The following is a 17,201-nucleotide window of genomic DNA, read 5'->3' on the forward strand; positions in this document are numbered from 1 at the left end:
CCTCCTTATGTAATGACTGGCTTGTGAAGTGCATCATGAGCCCACAGGACAAGTAGACTTACGGCAACGGTACACAAGATATTGATGGGTCCCGCGTCAAAGTAGACGGGGAGTAACGGGAGCAGAACTACCGGAACCAGCCCCGCTTTGACGCTATCTTTCGTTACGAGATAAGACAGACCGAGTATGCCTAGTCCAGCAAGATATGCCCACGGCGTGATGGCGAAGACGATGCCGGAAAATACAGCATACCCTTTACCGCCCCGTCGCGGATGAAACAATGGAAACAAGTGGCCAATGAGTACGGCAAGAGCGACAGGATAAAATGCGTCTGTGATCTGTAGTGCAAGAACGTTCTTCGCAGCATCAAACAGGTAGACGAATAAAAAGGCCGGGAGCCCACCGGCGCGATGGGCGTTGCGGGCACCAATATTTCCGGAACCGACCTGAGCCAAATCGGTACGACTGACGTACTTCCAGAGCGTACCGCCAAGAATACTGCCGATAAGGTAACCAAGCAGGAGATCAAGGATCACCGATGTTCCTCCTTTGTTTCTACGAGATGAACGAGTTCTTTGACGGTCAAGGCATCACTGTCTGGAGCCGTCAGGACGGCATCGACCATCTTGGCTTTTCGATCTTGTAATTCCGTCATCTTTTCTTCGATCGTCCCGCGTGTAAGCAATTTGATGACCGTCACGTCGGATTGTTGTCCAAGCCGGTGGGCACGATCGGCAGCTTGCTGTTCGACGGCCGGATTCCACCAGCTGTCAAAGAGGATGACGGTATCAGCAGTTGCGAGGTTCAGTCCTGTTCCGCCGGCTTTCAGGGAAATTAAGAAGAGATCGACTTCACCGTCATTGAACCGATCGCATAACGCCACCCGGTCTTCGAGTGGTGTCTCACCCGTCAACAGGAAGTGGGGGAGATGCCGTTGCGCAAGATCCGAGCGAATGCGTTCGAGCATTTGTGTATACTGCGAGAAAATTAAGATTCGCTTTCTGGCGGCCCGTTTTTCGGCAATCAATGAGAGTAGACGCGTTCGTTTTGTTGCTTCCCCTGTGTATCCCTCAACGAATAAACCTGGATCGTTGCAAATTTGCCGCAAACGCGTTAACCCAGCCAGTAACTTCAAACGATCTTCGCGTTTCGTCTCGTCTAAATGTTGCAGTGTCTCCAGTTGCAGTTTGGCGAGATACGACGCATATAAGCGTTTTTGGTTCGGACCGAGCTCGACATAATGATGCTCGATCTGTTTCTTCGGTAAGTCCTGTAAGACATCCTGTTTCTCACGCCGTAATAAGAACGGTTGGATGAACTGTTGCATATCATCAAACGACCATTTCTCAAACGTCATTAGATCCGGCAGTAGCTCCGGAAACAAGACATGGAAAATCGACCAGATATCACGCGGCCGATTCTCAAGCGGTGTGCCCGTTAAGGCGAACCGTCGTTTTGCTTGCAGATGCCGCAGTTGACTGACCGTTTGCGACTGCGGATTCTTCAAGTGCTGGGCTTCATCAAAGAAGACGACGTCATATACAGGGTGACGACGGACGTCGGTCCGAAGCGTCGTATAGGAGACGATCGTTACCGTATCGTCAGGTAAGTGCTCCAGTTCGCGGAGTCGGCTAGCTTGAGAACCGGTGACGACATGAACTGGTCGATCGGGTAAAAAGCGCTTCAGTTCCGCTTCCCAGTTGCGGAGCAGTGACGCCGGCGCGACGATGAGCGCACGACGGTCAGGAATCGTCGCGATATAACCAATCGCTTGAATCGTCTTCCCGAGCCCCATCTCATCGGCTAGGATCCCGTGACATCCTTGTGCGTCCAGATTCTTCAGAAATTGGATACCCGTCCGTTGATACGGATAGAGTCGTGACTCTAACGAATTCGGCAAGTCGAGCCGGAATCCTTGTCCGGATTTTAATTCAAGCCATTTCTCGAGTAAATCAGCGTGAAGATGGAGGACGGAAGCGCCAATTAGATGCTTCATGTTCCGGACAGCAGGTAAGACGATCCGACCATCGCGTAAATCGCGTTCACTTGCTTCCATCTGAGCGAGGACCCGTTGTAACTGCTGAAAAGCCCTTGTTTCTAAAGAAACGAACTGTCCGGATTTCAAGCGGTGGTACCGTTTTTGTAAGACGAGCGACTTCAGGACACGTTTCAGCTCATCTTCTGGAATCCCGTCCATCGAAAAGTTGAAGACGAGCCAGTCGAGGCGGTCCGTCACGTCGACTTCGATCCCCGGATGAAACGGTCCTTTTGGTAACGTCGTCCGGATCGCTTGTGTTGCAAATAACTCCAGTTGACCGAGCGCGACCCGTTCGTCAAGCAGGCTCCGCAGAAAGGCATATTGCGCGGCGTCACGCGTGATGATGTAGCGCGTGTCACGTGGCGTTGCTTGGAATTCACGTAAGAAGCGTAAGACACTTTGTTCCGTTACTTGATCGCGCCCAGCGTAAATCGTCTCGTCGAGCGGATTCAGCTGAATCCCTTGATAATCAAACGACACACGGACTTCGACTTCCCGAGCCGTTCGGTCAAGATGTAACTTGACGATTGGCGTTCCGGAAACGATTCGTTCCTGCAAATCAGGACTGAACGAAACATCTGCGACCCGCTGCAAATACTCCGTCTGTTCAAGTAACCGATCGAAGTAGGGCAGGGACAGTTGATGCTGTTGATTGTCCGTCAATCGTTTAAGCGTCACGACAGGTCCGGTCAGTTCGAAATGAATCGCTTCCCGACGATCCGGTGTGAGACTGCGTAAATAATGGCGCGCGCCAGCGTCATCGACTTGAATCGCCGAGAACGGACGAATCTGCGGTGACAGCGGCGCCGGTGTACCGTGCGCCTGTACATGATGCATCGCCAGTAAAACGGCGACGATATGTCCACAAAACGATGTATCCATCGCAAGCGACGGACAGTTGCATCCAGCGTCGACACCGTGCGCTTTGACGCGGACGGTGACCGTGAATCGTTCTTCACCGTCGACGCTTGCTTCAATCAGTTCGTCACCCATCCGGTAATTGTGCAACGTGACCTTACGGGCAGCGACATACTTCTTTCCCCGTCGAAAGGCATAAGCATCAGACATCTGTTTGATTTTGCGTTCACTGAGCCCGTAATTCATAATATCCCTCCTTTAGTTAACATAATATTATTATCGTTCACCATCAAATAAATCGACAGCGCGCTTTTTCTCGGAATCACCGATATGGGCATAGACTTGTGTTGTCGCAACGGATTCGTGACCGAGTAGCTGCTGAATCGTCAGAACGTCGACTCCGCCGGTCGCAAGACGTGTCGCAAACGTATGCCGCAATTTATGCGGTGTAATTTTTTTGCGCTCTAAAAAGGGTAGGACCGGTTTTAATCGTTCCGTGTGCCGCTGCAAAATATGCTGGACTGCCCGTGGACTGAGTGGTTTCCCGTGTTTTTGGAAGACGGGCACGGCGCCGCTCGTTGGCATCTGATAATGAATCGCGTATTTGCGCAAGGCAATCCGAGCTGGTTTTGCGAGTGGAATCAGTCGTTCTTTGTTACCTTTCCCGATGACGCGGAGCGTGTTTTCGTGGAAATCAACATCGTTCCAGACGAGTTGGGTCATCTCACTGAGGCGCATCCCACTATAGCCGAGCAGTTGGAACAACGTCACATCGCGGACGCGATCGCGTTCATAATGTGATGCTTCCCGGGCATTCATCTCGACGTTTGATGGTAACAACTGAATCAATTCATCCCATTCGCGTTTTGTCAGATAAACCGGTTCCCGTTTTGCTTGTTTCGGACGATTGACTTTGGCGACCGGATTTTCCGACAACTGCCCTGTATCGACCAAATAACGGAACAACGACTGTAATGCTGATAACTTCCGATTGATGACACTTGATGCATTTTGTTTCGTTAAGGCAAGGTATTCAGCGTAAGCTTCAATTCCTGCTGCATCGATCTCGACAAATGCTTCAAGCGGAATATCCCGCGCTGTTACTTCTTCACCTGACGCTACAGCGACAAATTGAAAGAACGCTTCGTAGTCGTAGACGTAGCGGCGCATCGTCGCTAACGAGAAATGTTTTGCTGCTAACTGATCCAAATAGGACTGAATGAAGCGTGGCATCCGCTCGTAACCGGGAATCGCTGGTGCTGTAGCCGAAACGGTCGTTTTATGTATCGTTTTTCCTAGGTTTTTAAATAAACTCATTCGACATTCACCCCTCTAGTAGTAGTATACCAAACGTTGGTACTTCAGACACTTGTTTGCGTGAAATAACTATTTCACGCAATGTTAAATTGTCAGACAGAGAGCGCTCAGTTGCATCGACAATGCATCAGACGGGTCGTTGGTCAACTCGATGCACGTGAGAATTTAATCTATTTTTATCGTTTTTGAGCTACAATATGCTCTTTAATAACAATAATAGTATTATGTCACCTCGATCATCAAAAAAGAATGAATATTCAATTTCGCTCTCAGTTGCATCGAGAAGGTGTTCGACGGGTCATCGGTCGACTCATTTGATTTCAAGACGATTTCTAAAAAACGTCGAAAACATGCTCGATTTCGCATACTTCATCTTGGTTCGGGTATAGAGTGTTAGGTAAGAGTTATTTTCATAAGGGGGAGTTCTAGATGATTACCGATCAACAAGCACGTCAATATTTGAAGGATGCGAAACGCATTGCCGTCGTTGGCGTCTCGAGTGATTCCGGAAAAACGGCGAACTGGATTGCTGACTACTTAGTCCAACACGGATACGAAGTCATTCCAGTCAATCCGACGTTAAACGAGTGGAACGGTCAAAAAGTCTATCCGAGTGTTGCGAGCATTCCAGGGCACATCGATATCGTCGACGTTTTCCGTCGGTCTGAGTTTTTAGCGGACGTCGCTAAAGATGCTGTCGCTCACGGTGACGTCGGTATGATTTGGAATCAGCTCGGTCTCTCGAGTGTCGAAGCCGAAAGTCTTGCACTTGGCGCTGGAATTCCATATATTGAGAATCGTTGCATCAAAATCGAGCATCAATACCTGTGAGTTATCGCACGATTTCAGGCATCTTCACCCGTTCGTGAAGGTGTCTTTTTTCATGCGCTTTACAGGTTATGCTTGTCAGGAAGCAAGAAGATGCCTACAATTAGAGACAGACTACTCGAAATAACGAACGAACGTTTGTAAAAACGACGTCGTAATTTTGAATTTTGAGGTGAAATGAATGGCGACAGACTTAAATAACTACAATGATGATGCCATACAGGTGCTCGAAGGACTCGAAGCAGTCCGGAAGCGCCCAGGTATGTATATCGGTTCAACCGATCACCGTGGACTTCACCATCTCGTCTACGAGATCGTCGATAACGCGATCGATGAAGCGCTCGCAGGATTTGGGGAACAAATTGACGTTACGATTCATAAAGATAATGCAATTACCGTCCGTGACCATGGACGTGGGATGCCAACGGGGATGCATGCATCGGGAAAACCGACTGCTGAAGTCATCTTCACCGTTCTACACGCTGGTGGTAAGTTCGGTCAAGGTGGCTATAAGACGTCCGGTGGCTTACACGGCGTCGGGGCGTCGGTCGTTAACGCCTTATCAACGGATTTGAAAGTAACGATCTTCCGTGACGGGAAACAATATGAGCAAACGTTCGAAAACGGCGGGATGCCGAAGACGACGTTGCTGGAAACGGGTACGACGCGTCAAAAAGGAACGAGCGTTTACTTTAAACCAGATGGCTCGATCTTCAGTACGTTGGCATACAACTACGATACGCTCGCAGAACGCTTACGCGAATCCGCTTTCTTGCTGAAAGGTCTGAAGATCACACTGACGGACGAACGGTCCGATAAACAAGATATCTTCCAGTACCAAGATGGTGTCAGCGAATTCGTTCAGTATTTGAATGATGATAAAGATACGCTCCATCCGACGGTTGCATTCGAAGGTACGGAAAACGAGATCGAAGTCGATATCGCCTTCCAGTTCACGGATGCATACTCGGAAAACGTCCTGTCGTTCGTCAACAACGTCCGAACACGCGACGGTGGAACACACGAAGTCGGCGCAAAGACGGCAATGACACGGGTCATGAATGAATACGCCCGGAAGAACACGCTCTTGAAGGAAAAGGATAAAAACCTTGACGGAAACGATATCCGCGAAGGGTTGACGATGATCGTCTCGATCCGGATTCCAGAAGAATTCCTCCAATTCGAAGGACAAACGAAGTCGAAACTCGGTTCGCCGGAAGCACGGACGAGCTGTGACGCTGTCATCAGCCGTCGTCTCTCAACGTACTTGGAAGAGAACCCACAAACGGCGACACTATTGATCAAAAAAGCGATCCGCGCAGCACAAGCACGTGAAGCAGCACGGAAAGCCCGCGAAGAAGCACGAAACGGGAAAAAGAAGAAACGTTCGAGCATCTTGAACGGAAAACTGACGCCTGCTGCTTCAAAAAACGCGGATAAGAATGAATTGTTCCTCGTCGAGGGTGATTCTGCCGGTGGTTCTGCGAAACAAGGACGGAACCGGACGTTCCAAGCGATTCTTCCACTCCGTGGTAAGGTCTTGAACACGGAAAAAGCGAAACTCGCTGACATCATGAAGAATGAAGAGATTAACACGATCATTCACGCGATTGGTGGCGGTGTCGGAGCCGATTTCGACTTGTCGGATTGTAATTTCGACAAAGTCATCATCATGACCGATGCCGATACCGATGGCGCGCACATCCAAGTCTTGCTGTTGACGTTCTTCTTCCGCTACATGCGTCCGTTGATCGACGCTGGGAAGGTCTTTGTTGCCTTACCACCGCTCTACCGCGTCTCAAAAGGAAAAGGCAAATCGGAGAAGTTCGAATATGTTTGGGACGAAGAAACACTCAAGAAAACGACGAAGAAATTCGGTAAAGGTTATATGATCCAGCGTTACAAAGGACTTGGGGAGATGAATGCACCACAGCTCTGGGAAACGACGATGGATCCTGAGACACGGACATTGATTCGGGTCACGATCGACGATGCTGCTGTTGCTGAAAAACGTGTTTCGGTCCTCATGGGCGATAACGTTGGGCACCGCCGGACGTGGATCGAGGACAATGTCGCCTTCGGTCTCGCGGAAGACCTCTCGATCATCGAGAATGAGCACGTGACGAAAGAGAGTGTGAACGAACATGTCTAATCTACAAAACATCCTGAACTTGTCGCTCGAGCAAGTCGTCGGCGACCGGTTTGGTCGTTATTCGAAATATATCATCCAAGATCGTGCCTTACCGGATGCCCGGGATGGTCTGAAACCAGTTCAACGCCGGATCTTGTATGCAATGCACACAGAAGGCAACCTGTTCGACCGGGCCTACCGGAAATCAGCGAAGACAGTCGGTGTCGTCATCGGTAACTATCACCCGCACGGTGATTCATCGGTCTATGAAGCAATGGTCCGCTTGAGCCAAGAGTGGAAACTCCGTTACCCGCTGATCGATATGCAAGGGAACAACGGATCGATCGACGGCGATAGCGCGGCAGCGATGCGGTATACGGAAGCCCGTTTATCAAAAGTTTCGAGTCTGATTCTCGACGGGATCAACAAACAGACCGTCGATTACACGCTCAACTTCGATGATACGACGGAAGAACCGCTCGTCTTACCGTCACTCCTACCGAACTTGCTGATGAACGGTTCGACAGGGATTTCCGCTGGTTATGCAACCGAGATTCCACCGCACCACGCGGGAGAAGTCCTCGATGCTGCGATTGGTCGGATTTCCGGTACGGTTCAGAACGTCGATGACTTGTTGACGCACATGCAAGGTCCTGATTTCCCGACTGGTGGTGTTGTTCAAGGGCTTGACGGCATCAAGAAGGCGTTCGAGACAGGACGCGGGAAAGTCATCATCCGCTCGCGCTCAACGATTGAGACACTGCGGGGTGGTCGTCAGCAAATCGTCATCACGGAGCTCCCGTATGAGGTCAATAAAGCCAATCTCGTTAAACGGATGGAAGAACTCCGTCTTGATAAAAAGGTCGAAGGTGTCGCTGAAGTCCGTGATGAGACCGACCGCGACGGCTTACGGGTCGTCATCGAGTTGAAGAAGGAAGCGGACGCAGAAGGTGTCTTACACTTCTACCTCAAACAGACTGACTTACAAATTGCCTATAACTACAACATGGTCGCGATCCATGAACGGACACCGCGGCAAATGGGCGTCTTGACACTACTTGATGCGTATCTTGCACACGTCAAGGAAGTCGTCATCCGCCGGACAGCGTTTGATCTCGAACAAGCGAAACGCCGTCAGGAAGTCGTTTCTGCCTTGATGACAGCGATCTCTGTCCTCGATGAGACACTTGCCTTGATCCGATCTGCGTCGAACAAAGCAGACGCGAAGGAGAAGCTGATCACGCGCTTCAACTTTACGGATCGCCAAGCGGAAGCCGTCGTCATGCTCCAGCTGTACCGGTTAACGAATACCGATATCGTCGAGTTGCAGGAAGAAGCTGCGAAACTCGAGAAGGAAATCGCTCGTCTTGAGAAGATCCTTAACGATGAAAAGACACGGAATCGTCTCATCATCAAGGAATTGACAGTCTTGAAGGAACAAGTCGCGGACAAACGTCGCTCGACGATCGAAGCGGAAGTTGAAGAACTGAAGCTGAAGACGGAAGTCATGATCGCTGTCGAAGAAACGATGGTCTTCCTGTCGAAAAACGGTTACGTCAAACGTTCGTCGCTCCGTTCATTCGGGGCCTCGAACGACTTACCGGACTTGAAGGAACAGGATCGTCCGTTGCTCCAAGGGCAAGCGATGACGACCGACCACTTGATCGTCTGGACCGTTCGTGGGAACTACTTGCTGATTCCGGTCCACCAATTACCGGATACGAAATGGAAGGATGGCGGTCAACACGTCGCAAACCTTGTCCCACTCGAACCGGGTGACCGGGTCCTCTCAGCGGATCTCGTCCATTCGTTCGACGAAGCACAGCATTGTTTGTTCGTGACTCGTCAAGGGATGGTTAAACGATCGAAACTGAGTGACTACAACGCCCAGCGGAAGTCAAAACCGCTTCAAGGCGTCCGTCTGAAGGCAGACGACGAAGTCTTGTACGCGCAGGTCTCAACGGGTCAAACCGAGCTGTTCCTTGCGACACAGAACGGCTTCGGGCTTTGGTTCACGGAAGATGACGTTCCGGTCGTTGGTGTCCGGGCTGCTGGTGTTAAAGCGATCAACCTGAAGGATCAAGATGTCGTCGCGGGTGCAATTGGCTTCAAGGAAGCACCACAGATCGTCCTCTTGACGCAACGGGGTGCCTTGAAGAAGATGCGCCTCGCGGATCAGTTCCAAGTCTCGAGCCGTGCGCTCCGTGGCTTACAGTTGCTCCGTGATTTGAAATCGAAACCACACCAAGTCGCAGCATTGATCGACGTCACACAAGCGAAAGAATTGGTCCTCAGCGGGAAAGAGCAGGAGAAAACGATCCAAATCGGTTCGTTATCGTTCCTCGACCGCTTATCAAACGGTTCATTTGCCTACGATGAAGAGAAATTCGGTCCCTTACTCGACTGGTATACACGATAAGCGATGCTCCTCCGGATAACGGGGGAGCTTTTTTAGATCTAGCGGAGCAGGAGAGGGTGATTTTGAGACGAACGCTCCGAATTTTGAGATTTATCGCTATAAATATCGTTTACAAATTGAAACACTGACCAATAACGGCTACAATAGAAGAAATAGTCAGGTCACGATTCGTCACGAACAAGCGTCGGGTCACGCGTCTCCGCAGCTTTGCTTATAGCGTCAATTGATCAAGCAGCTACGGGACCGTCCCTTTAGCTGCTTGTTGTGCAATCTGCCGACCTTGGAGAGGTGATGAAGATGAAATTCAGACGTCGCGAAAAAGTAGCAATCTATATCACTCGGGAAAAACCTAACGGATGGGAACTACTTGTTTTTCATCCACAATCGGCTCCTGAGAGTGATTGGCAGATCCCCGCAGGTACGATCGAAGATGCTGAAATCGCAAAAGAAGCGGCTGTCCGTGAGACGCTTGAGGAAAGTGGTCTCTCGTTAGCATCCGTCCAGTACATCGGCGAAGAAGAGATGCGGTACCCAGAGCGAATGCGGGTGCATTACACGTATTTCTACCATGCGCACATCGAATGCCAAGAGAACCGTTGGACACATTGTGTGGCTGGTGACGGTCAGGATTGCGGTGATTTCTTTGATTTCGCGTGGTTGCCACTTGATCGGATCACGCAACTTGAACGCCGCCATCATATATTCCTGGATCGTTTGATTCATCGATTGGAACGGACACGTCCGTATGATTGTCGAAAACACGGTTAATTCCGTGTTTTTTTGTTTTGTCTCACTATCTTAAGTTTACCCTGATTATGAGACAAAATCTTATAACTATTGATAATATATGTTATGTTAACTTGAATAAAAAAATAATCTTTTAGTCAGATTCATCCATCCCCCCTGTCGTGTAAAAATCGGTCTATCGTCCTGTTGGTCTTCTTCTTCATTCTTTGTTACTCTAATAACAGTAACACCGCGAATGTTACCTTTTTAACGGTAACAAATCAAATGTTTCCATGATTATGGCAACAAATGAACAGGAGGAATCGTCATGCAAGCTGTTGCCTTGTCGTTTGATGTCAAAGGCTCCCGCGATTATCCGAGCAAAGAAGCATTACTTCAAGCGCTCCGAGAACTCGCGAACAATCTGAATACGGCATTTCCAACGAGTATCGTTCCGTTCCAAATCAAATCCGGTGATAGCTTACTAGCGGTATTTGCGGATTATCCGGTTAGTTATCCGGTCATTCTGCACTTATTGAATCAAGAATTACCAGGTTACATCGGGATTGGATTTGGTCAGTATGAGACGATTTCGACGACCCAAGCTGAAGAAGCCAATGGTAGTGCGATCATTCACGCTTTTGAAGCGCAAGAACAGGCGAAGACGCTTCCGTCACGGATTGCGTTTGCTGGACCGCCCTACTTACCGACCGCCCTGCTGAATGGCTATCTCGAGATGCTTTATCCGGCGTATTTCGGGAAGACGGACCGTCAGATTGAACTGCACCGGTTGATGGATCAATATCCAGATGATACGTATGAAGAGATCGGTCTGAAGATGGGCTTTAAAGAACAAGATGCCCGCGCGAATGTCGCAAAACTCGTTTCCCGCTCGCAGCGTAAGCAACGGAAGCGTCTTGAAGCTGCCTTGACACAGGCACTGGAGCAATTCCAAGTCTGGGAGGCGATTCGGTGACCATCTTACTTAGCCTTATACTTGTCCACCTACTTGCTGATTTTCCATTACAGACGAGACGGATGGCGCTACTGAAACACCGACACCAACGGATCTTATTCCAACATATTGCCGTTCATGCGGCTCTGATGCTATTTGTCCTTGCGTTCTTCGTTATTCGAGGGCAGTTAACCCTCGACATCGCCGGATGGCTAGGAGGCAGCATTCTCGTGTTTCACGCCCTACTCGATGCCTCCCCGCTCAAACGTCGCGTCAAGCAAGCAGCGGCGTACTGGATTGATCAAGCGTTACATATCACTGCCATCATCGCTTTGACATGGGTGTTCGTTCCGATCGATTGGTCGTTGTCGTTCACGCGACCCGAGCAGGTCCTCTGGATTCTATGTTTTAGTTTAGTGACGACGGAGTTGCTCGGTCATGGCATCGCCTTGATGCTCGCGCCATTTGCCCCACGGTTGATTGAAGCGCATTTCGAGCGAAAAGTGACACGTAAGGAGCAACTCGACGGCGTTTCGCGGACTGTCACACATGAAGTCGAAGATTCTGCCCGCAGTTATACGACGGAATTGAATGGGATCGGGCGTTATATCGGTCTCGTCGAACGGGCGATCATCACCCTGCTCGTCGTCACGAACGCAACCGGAGCCATCGGCTTCATCATTGCTTTGAAGGCACTGGCCCGTTTTAAACAGTTTGAAGACCGCCGCTTTGCGGAATATTACATCATCGGGAGCTTGCTCAGTATCTTAGGTGCGATTTTATGTGGACTCGCGATTCGCGTCGCACTCTAAACGATGAATGAAAGTGAGGGAGACGGTTTGGACCGTCGCACGAAGCATGAAACAAATTGGATTAGTGAGACATCACCGGGTGACGGAAGGATACCCGACGAAAGGCTGGATCAGCGCCAGCGATATTGAAAAATGGATTGAACGGTATGATACGTCAGACATCGATATTCAACCGGTCGAGCTCGGTCAGATCGACTGGACGGTCTGTTATGCCAGTAGCATGCCACGCGCTGTCCAGACGGCGAAGAGCGTCTACGATCAAGAGATCATCGTGACGGATCTACTGCGGGAAGTACCGTTTCCGACGATTCGCTCGAATCTCCGGTTACCGTTTCTTGGCTGGGCGGTCCTCGGTCGACTGGCAGCCCCGTTCAGCAAACGGATTCAAGCGGAAATCAAGGAAGCGAATGAACGGATTGAGGTCCTGTTGAATCAACTGATGTTCGAGGATGATGAACGGGTCTTACTCGTCGGGCATGGCGGTATGATGATTTTGATGCGTACTGCCTTGAAACGGCGCGGTTACCGGGGGCCACGGTTCGGTCATCCGCGTAACGGCATGCTGTATCTGTTCGAGAAAGAGGAACCGACATGTTGAAATGGGGATCAACGATTCTGTTAGCACTCTGTTTAATCATCATCTTCTATACGACACGGGACGAAGAGCCCCCTGCTCCGACCGCAGGACAGATGGAGGTCTACGGTTTTGACGTCGGTCAAGGAGATAGCACGTTCATCCGGACGAAGGAAGACGCGATCTTGATTGACGGTGGGAATAACGGCAAAGGCGAGGATGTCGTCCGCTACCTGCAAGAACTGGGTGTTAAACGCTTAACAGCAGTCATCGCGACACATCCGGACGCCGATCATATCGGTGGACTCGATACGGTACTTGATGCCTTTCCAGTCGACAGCGTCTATGCCCCGCGTGTCACGCATACGACGGAGACGTACCGTGATTTCCTCCTTGCTGTTAAACGCGAAGGGGTGACGATCAAAGCCGTCAAAGCGGGTCTAGAGATACCGAGTGTAGCCGCACGCTTTATGTTCCTTGCACCCCTAACGGACGGGACACAGGATCTTAACAGTTGGAGTGCCGTCCTGCGGGTCGAACATGGACAGGACCGATTCCTCTTCATGGGCGACGCTCCGATCCGGACGGAACGACAATTGCTCGAGTCAAATGCCGATCTTAGCGCCGATGTCTTGAAGCTTGGGCATCACGGAGCAGACACATCGTCCTCCCTGCCCTTCCTACAAGCCGTTGATCCGAAGCGTGCCTTGATCTCAGCCGGGCAGGATAATGCTTACCGTCACCCGCGTCCCTCCGTCTTACAGGAGCTGAAAGAGGAACGGATCACGATTGACCGAACCGATCAAAGTGGCACGATCCAGTATATCTCGACTGGTGACGGCATCAAGGAATCGAACCGGACTGATTTACGACCGGAATAACGAGACGTGGAGGTGCATCAGATGCGATTGACCCTAGCTGATTTTGAAGACGATCTAGCGATTTGCGAAACCGACGACCGCGAGACGATCACGTTACCGAAAGGTCGTTTACCGCGCCATGCGACGATTGGTGACCGACTAGACTGGAGTGGGCGTTCGATTCGGATCTTACGCGATGAGACGAACGCACGTAAAAAAGAGATCACCGAGTTGATGGATGATCTCTTTGAAGAATGATGGGACTTCCTCAGAACGATGAGGGAGTCTTTTTTAACCCAGTAGACCGATGACGAGACCAGCGATGAGGCCTGCTGTGAATAAAGAACCGATTATATACGTCAGCAAACGTAATCCGAATGGGAGCCGACGAATCGCAGCAAATGCTCGACGATTCGGAGGTCCTCCAGCGACGGTACGTTGGTAATCATCGAGCGGACTATGGGCGACATCAAGTTGATCGATTGGAGTGGTGTCGGATTCCGTAGTGTGTTGTTTCATGAGTCCATTCCCCCTTCTCTTAGCAACCTTATGTACTTTATTCGCTAAGTGACTTCATTATCCTGTTTCAATTTTTTTGATATTTCACGAAACTTTTGGATGAAACTGGTAGTATAAAAGATAGACGTATTTCTTTATGCGCGATTCCTGGAAAATCACTAGCAGTTTTTTCTGAATTTTCGTACACTTTAGAAATACGATGTATCTTAAAGGGGGAATCATCTATGTTTCAAACGTTACGGACATCACTCAAACAATCTGTCCTTGGTCAGGACGATGTGATTGATCATTTATTGATGGGCTTGCTCGCAGAAGGCCATGTGTTGCTCGAAGACCGTCCGGGGACCGGTAAGACAACACTAGCAAAAGCACTGGCGCAAACACTCGAAGCGAAGTTCTCACGTGTTCAATGTACAGCGGATACGTTACCGACCGATCTACTTGGGATGGAGTTATTCAACCCGCTGACAGGATCGTTTGAACAACGGTTTGGTCCGCTATTCGCGAATATCGTCCTCGTCGATGAAATCAACCGGACGACTCCGCGGACACAGTCAGCATTGCTCGAGGCAATGGCGGAAGGACAAGTGACGATCGGGGATACTTCCTATACGTTACCGCAACACTTTCTTGTCATCGCGACACAAAATCCGTTCGATGGACACGGTACATTCCCGCTGCCGCATGCCCAACTCGACCGTTTCTTGTTCAAGTTGTCGTTCGCTCCCCTAACACGTCAGGCGGAGAAGGCATTATTACGTGGGGTACACTTAACAGCAGCCGAAATCCAGATTCCGCTCGAACAGCTCAATGACTGGAAAGAAGAGGTCGTCGCCGTCTCGATCGACGATAGCGTCGAAAACTACTTACTCGACGTCTGTGACGCACTCCGTGCCCATCGAGACGTTGAAATTGGACCGAGTCCACGGGCGACGCTCGCACTCTTGAAAGCTGCAAAAGCACGTGCTTGGATGCAGGAACGGGCATACGTCACACCAGAGGACGTCAAGCACTTGGCGACGCCATTGCTTGCCCACCGTCTCGTCTTGACGCTCGAAGCGACGCTGAAGTTGTCGAACGAACGTCTCGTCGAACAGGTCCTCGATTCACTCACTGTCCCAACTGAGGTGTAAGCGATGCAATTGATCATACCAAAAGGCTTTAACCTCATCATTCTTACGATGACGGGCGTAAGCGGGATCATCGTCGGTCTGTATGGTCCTATCTGGATTGCGGCTTTGTTATTCGCTTATACGCTATACGGCTGGGGGATGCCCTATTACCTCGAATACGTCGCGAAACGAATTCACGTCAAACTTCTTGAGACGGTCCGTGCCTTCCGGGAAGAAACGCTCGAGATTCCGTTCGAGTTGACGAATCCGACGAAGTTACCGCTCGGTCGGATTACGATCTCCGGATTACTCGGGGATCAGATCAATCTTCCTAATGCGAGTAGTCAATTTTGGCGTCAACACCTCTATGTTGGTAAACAGACGACCATTCCGTTTTCGATCGATGTCATCGCTGCACGGCGGGGAACGATTCGGATTCAATCGTTTGACATCATGATCTCGGACCCGTTTCATGTAATGACGATTTATATCACGCTCAACATCCAGGAGTTGGGTCACGTCTTCCCGGATTTCGCGCCAGCGTCCGTCGAGTGGAATGAGCGGATGATTCCCGGTGAGACGATTGATCGCTCGAGTCCGTTCACCGATCGCTCGAGTTTCCATTCCGTCGTTCCCTACTCTGGAGACGCGAAATCGATCTATTGGTCCGCTTATGCGAAGACGAACGAACTGTATTCCTATCAGTATGACCGCAAACGTAACCATGATTATGCCGTGATCGTCGATGGCTTGTCCGCAGACGGACTCGCCCTTCGCTCGGACTTCGAAAAACTCTTATCGCGTGCCGCGACGATTATCCGTGAACTTGAGAAACAAGGGGCTTCCTACAGCCTCTGGATCTCGATGGTCAATCGATCCGGTCAGTGGTACCATGTTCCATCTGGGACGGGAAAACATCAATTCCTACGGACGATGGAATGCCTCGCTCGAATTTCCGAATACGATCTACCGCTCGAGCGCCGGTACTTCACGAAGCGATTGCAACGGAGTGTGCCATCGACGACGGCTGAGATTCATCTGGGTCACCGGCAGAAAGGAGTGAGCGCATGATTCTCTGGTGGATATTCCTTGCGAGTTTGTTACCGGTTCCGTTCTATCTAGCACTCGCTTTTCCGGCACTCGCCTTCGTGCCGCACCGCTCGTTTCGAATCGGATTACAGCTACTCGTAGCGGGATCATTATATTTCCTCTCTCCCGTAGCTAGCATCTTAGCCCTCATCTTCGTCGCTTGGACCGCGTTTCTTGATACGATCGATTCAGCGTGGCGTTATGCTACGAGTGCGATGGTCATTGGTGTCGTTATGGTATTGTTCCCGGGAATGACACCACCGCTTGGCGGCTTTTTACTCCTGCTCTTCGTCGTCGCATACCCATTCGTCGTCACGTACATGACAGAGTGGCGACGTATCTTCCCGACGATCGCTATCGTACTTAGTGCAGGGCTGATCATCGCAATCGTCTTCCGGCTTACGAAAGAAGCCCTCGTCGGATCCGTCACGAGTGCGATTCGTCCGTTATTTGAAGCCTTCGGTTCACTGTTCCTTTGGACGGAACCACTTGGTCGGAAAGCGGATAAGATGACAAGCTGGACAATGGGGCAAGAAAATATTAAAGACGTTAATGAAGTGAAGCAAGCAACCGTCCAAGCCGGAACAGCAGATTGGGTTTGGATCGTGATTACGCTTCTGACTGTCATCATTGTTACAGTCACGCTTTATGTCATCCGGAAGCGAAAAGTCATAGCGATTGAGCGAGAACAAACCGTTAAGCATTCCAGACAGATACGGACACATGCGCCAAAGCGGCATAGTCATCATCCGCTCCTGAAGATTGCTTCCCAACTCGAGCAAGCCTTCCCGAGACGCCATGAAGAGACGACGCTAGAGTGGTTGACGCGAATCGAGTTCCCAGATGCGTCATCAAACGCTCGTCTGATTGACGGGATCGAGTTCAGTCCAAGTGAACCAGCCTACGACATCCAGACGTTCCGCCGTCAAGTACGCGAACAAATCGAACGTTAACGAAAAGCCC

16 protein-coding genes are annotated in these 17,201 nt (G+C 50.4%); 12 read left to right on the forward strand and 4 right to left on the reverse strand.

Annotated elements, in window-relative coordinates:
• Nucleotides 1-5: 5 nt before the first annotated feature.
• From ACHWTJ_RS08225 to ACHWTJ_RS08235, 3 genes are read right to left on the reverse strand one after another with little or no spacing between them, the layout of a single operon-like run.
• Nucleotides 6-536: a glycerol-3-phosphate acyltransferase gene (locus tag ACHWTJ_RS08225; RefSeq protein ID WP_394679431.1), complete on the reverse strand. Its 531-nt coding sequence runs from the start codon at nt 534-536 to the stop codon at nt 6-8.
• Nucleotides 533-3,142, reverse strand: a complete 2,610-nt coding sequence (locus ACHWTJ_RS08230) for a DEAD/DEAH box helicase (protein WP_394679432.1) — start codon at nt 3,140-3,142, stop codon at nt 533-535. Before ACHWTJ_RS08230 ends, ACHWTJ_RS08225 begins: the two co-directional genes overlap by 4 nt.
• Nucleotides 3,143-3,172: 30 nt before the next feature.
• Nucleotides 3,173-4,213 (reverse strand): tyrosine-type recombinase/integrase, encoded by a 1,041-nt coding sequence (locus ACHWTJ_RS08235; RefSeq protein ID WP_055968139.1) that lies wholly within the window; start codon nt 4,211-4,213, stop codon nt 3,173-3,175.
• Between the two features lie 429 nt (nt 4,214-4,642).
• Between ACHWTJ_RS08235 and ACHWTJ_RS08240 the strand changes: the two genes are divergently transcribed.
• The 9 genes from ACHWTJ_RS08240 (at nt 4,643) to ACHWTJ_RS08280 (ending at nt 13,776) form a co-directional block, all read left to right on the forward strand.
• Nucleotides 4,643-5,044, forward strand: coding sequence for a CoA-binding protein (locus tag ACHWTJ_RS08240; RefSeq protein ID WP_023468336.1), 402 nt, complete (start codon nt 4,643-4,645; stop codon nt 5,042-5,044).
• A gap of 178 nt (nt 5,045-5,222) precedes the next feature.
• On the forward strand, nt 5,223-7,193 hold the full coding sequence (parE, locus tag ACHWTJ_RS08245; protein WP_294741449.1) for a DNA topoisomerase IV subunit B: 1,971 nt from the start codon (nt 5,223-5,225) through the stop codon (nt 7,191-7,193).
• Entirely contained in the window at nt 7,186-9,591 is a 2,406-nt protein-coding gene (parC, locus tag ACHWTJ_RS08250; RefSeq protein WP_394679433.1) for a DNA topoisomerase IV subunit A, read from the forward strand. The genes parE and parC overlap by 8 nt, the downstream gene beginning before the upstream one ends.
• A gap of 297 nt (nt 9,592-9,888) precedes the next feature.
• Nucleotides 9,889-10,359, forward strand: coding sequence for an NUDIX domain-containing protein (locus tag ACHWTJ_RS08255; RefSeq protein WP_231681758.1), 471 nt, complete (start codon nt 9,889-9,891; stop codon nt 10,357-10,359).
• A 286-nt stretch (nt 10,360-10,645) separates the two neighbouring features.
• The gene (locus ACHWTJ_RS08260) at nt 10,646-11,293 is read left to right on the forward strand and encodes a hypothetical protein (protein ID WP_050677952.1); all 648 of its coding nucleotides are present in this window, start codon (nt 10,646-10,648) and stop codon (nt 11,291-11,293) included.
• Nucleotides 11,290-12,084, forward strand: coding sequence for a DUF3307 domain-containing protein (locus ACHWTJ_RS08265; RefSeq protein WP_394679434.1), 795 nt, complete (start codon nt 11,290-11,292; stop codon nt 12,082-12,084). The genes ACHWTJ_RS08260 and ACHWTJ_RS08265 overlap by 4 nt, the downstream gene beginning before the upstream one ends.
• Before the next feature lie 46 nt (nt 12,085-12,130).
• Nucleotides 12,131-12,682 carry a histidine phosphatase family protein gene (locus ACHWTJ_RS08270; protein ID WP_394679435.1) on the forward strand — a complete coding sequence of 184 codons (552 nt, stop codon included), beginning with the start codon at nt 12,131-12,133 and terminating at the stop codon, nt 12,680-12,682.
• Nucleotides 12,676-13,539 (forward strand): ComEC/Rec2 family competence protein, encoded by an 864-nt coding sequence (locus tag ACHWTJ_RS08275; RefSeq protein WP_394679436.1) that lies wholly within the window; start codon nt 12,676-12,678, stop codon nt 13,537-13,539. Before ACHWTJ_RS08270 ends, ACHWTJ_RS08275 begins: the two co-directional genes overlap by 7 nt.
• Before the next feature lie 21 nt (nt 13,540-13,560).
• On the forward strand, nt 13,561-13,776 hold the full coding sequence (locus tag ACHWTJ_RS08280; protein ID WP_294741459.1) for a DUF3006 domain-containing protein: 216 nt from the start codon (nt 13,561-13,563) through the stop codon (nt 13,774-13,776).
• Between the two features lie 33 nt (nt 13,777-13,809).
• Here ACHWTJ_RS08280 and ACHWTJ_RS08285 read toward each other — a convergent pair whose 3' ends face one another.
• Nucleotides 13,810-14,037, reverse strand: a complete 228-nt coding sequence (locus ACHWTJ_RS08285) for a hypothetical protein (protein WP_294749721.1) — start codon at nt 14,035-14,037, stop codon at nt 13,810-13,812.
• 224 nt (nt 14,038-14,261) lie between these two features.
• Between ACHWTJ_RS08285 and ACHWTJ_RS08290 the strand changes: the two genes are divergently transcribed.
• Genes ACHWTJ_RS08290 through ACHWTJ_RS08300 form a run of 3 tightly spaced genes read left to right on the forward strand, consistent with a single transcriptional unit; the run spans nt 14,262 to nt 17,191 of the window.
• Nucleotides 14,262-15,170: a MoxR family ATPase gene (locus tag ACHWTJ_RS08290; protein WP_294741462.1), complete on the forward strand. Its 909-nt coding sequence runs from the start codon at nt 14,262-14,264 to the stop codon at nt 15,168-15,170.
• A 3-nt stretch (nt 15,171-15,173) separates the two neighbouring features.
• On the forward strand, nt 15,174-16,220 hold the full coding sequence (locus ACHWTJ_RS08295) for a DUF58 domain-containing protein (protein ID WP_394679437.1): 1,047 nt from the start codon (nt 15,174-15,176) through the stop codon (nt 16,218-16,220).
• Entirely contained in the window at nt 16,217-17,191 is a 975-nt protein-coding gene (locus ACHWTJ_RS08300) for a hypothetical protein (protein WP_394679438.1), read from the forward strand. Before ACHWTJ_RS08295 ends, ACHWTJ_RS08300 begins: the two co-directional genes overlap by 4 nt.
• Nucleotides 17,192-17,201: the final 10 nt, after the last annotated feature.

This window comes from uncultured Exiguobacterium sp. (genome assembly GCF_964277885.1).
In the GTDB taxonomy this organism is placed as follows: Bacteria; Bacillota; Bacilli; order Exiguobacteriales; family Exiguobacteriaceae; genus Exiguobacterium_A.

Bases quoted from the DNA above. Each gene is read 5' to 3' on its own strand.
- ACHWTJ_RS08285 (WP_294749721.1), bottom strand. From the start codon at position 14,037: ATGAAACAACACACTACGGAATCCGACACCACTCCAATCGATCAACTT.
- ACHWTJ_RS08255 (WP_231681758.1), top strand. From the start codon at position 9,889: ATGAAATTCAGACGTCGCGAAAAAGTAGCAATCTATATCACTCGGGAA.
- ACHWTJ_RS08270 (WP_394679435.1), top strand. From the start codon at position 12,131: ATGAAACAAATTGGATTAGTGAGACATCACCGGGTGACGGAAGGATAC.
- ACHWTJ_RS08230 (WP_394679432.1), bottom strand. From the start codon at position 3,142: ATGAATTACGGGCTCAGTGAACGCAAAATCAAACAGATGTCTGATGCT.
- ACHWTJ_RS08280 (WP_294741459.1), top strand. From the start codon at position 13,561: ATGCGATTGACCCTAGCTGATTTTGAAGACGATCTAGCGATTTGCGAA.
- ACHWTJ_RS08275 (WP_394679436.1), top strand. From the start codon at position 12,676: ATGTTGAAATGGGGATCAACGATTCTGTTAGCACTCTGTTTAATCATC.
- ACHWTJ_RS08290 (WP_294741462.1), top strand. From the start codon at position 14,262: ATGTTTCAAACGTTACGGACATCACTCAAACAATCTGTCCTTGGTCAG.
- ACHWTJ_RS08300 (WP_394679438.1), top strand. From the start codon at position 16,217: ATGATTCTCTGGTGGATATTCCTTGCGAGTTTGTTACCGGTTCCGTTC.
- ACHWTJ_RS08295 (WP_394679437.1), top strand. From the start codon at position 15,174: ATGCAATTGATCATACCAAAAGGCTTTAACCTCATCATTCTTACGATG.
- ACHWTJ_RS08240 (WP_023468336.1), top strand. From the start codon at position 4,643: ATGATTACCGATCAACAAGCACGTCAATATTTGAAGGATGCGAAACGC.
- parE (WP_294741449.1), top strand. From the start codon at position 5,223: ATGGCGACAGACTTAAATAACTACAATGATGATGCCATACAGGTGCTC.
- ACHWTJ_RS08260 (WP_050677952.1), top strand. From the start codon at position 10,646: ATGCAAGCTGTTGCCTTGTCGTTTGATGTCAAAGGCTCCCGCGATTAT.
- ACHWTJ_RS08235 (WP_055968139.1), bottom strand. From the start codon at position 4,213: ATGAGTTTATTTAAAAACCTAGGAAAAACGATACATAAAACGACCGTT.
- parC (WP_394679433.1), top strand. From the start codon at position 7,186: ATGTCTAATCTACAAAACATCCTGAACTTGTCGCTCGAGCAAGTCGTC.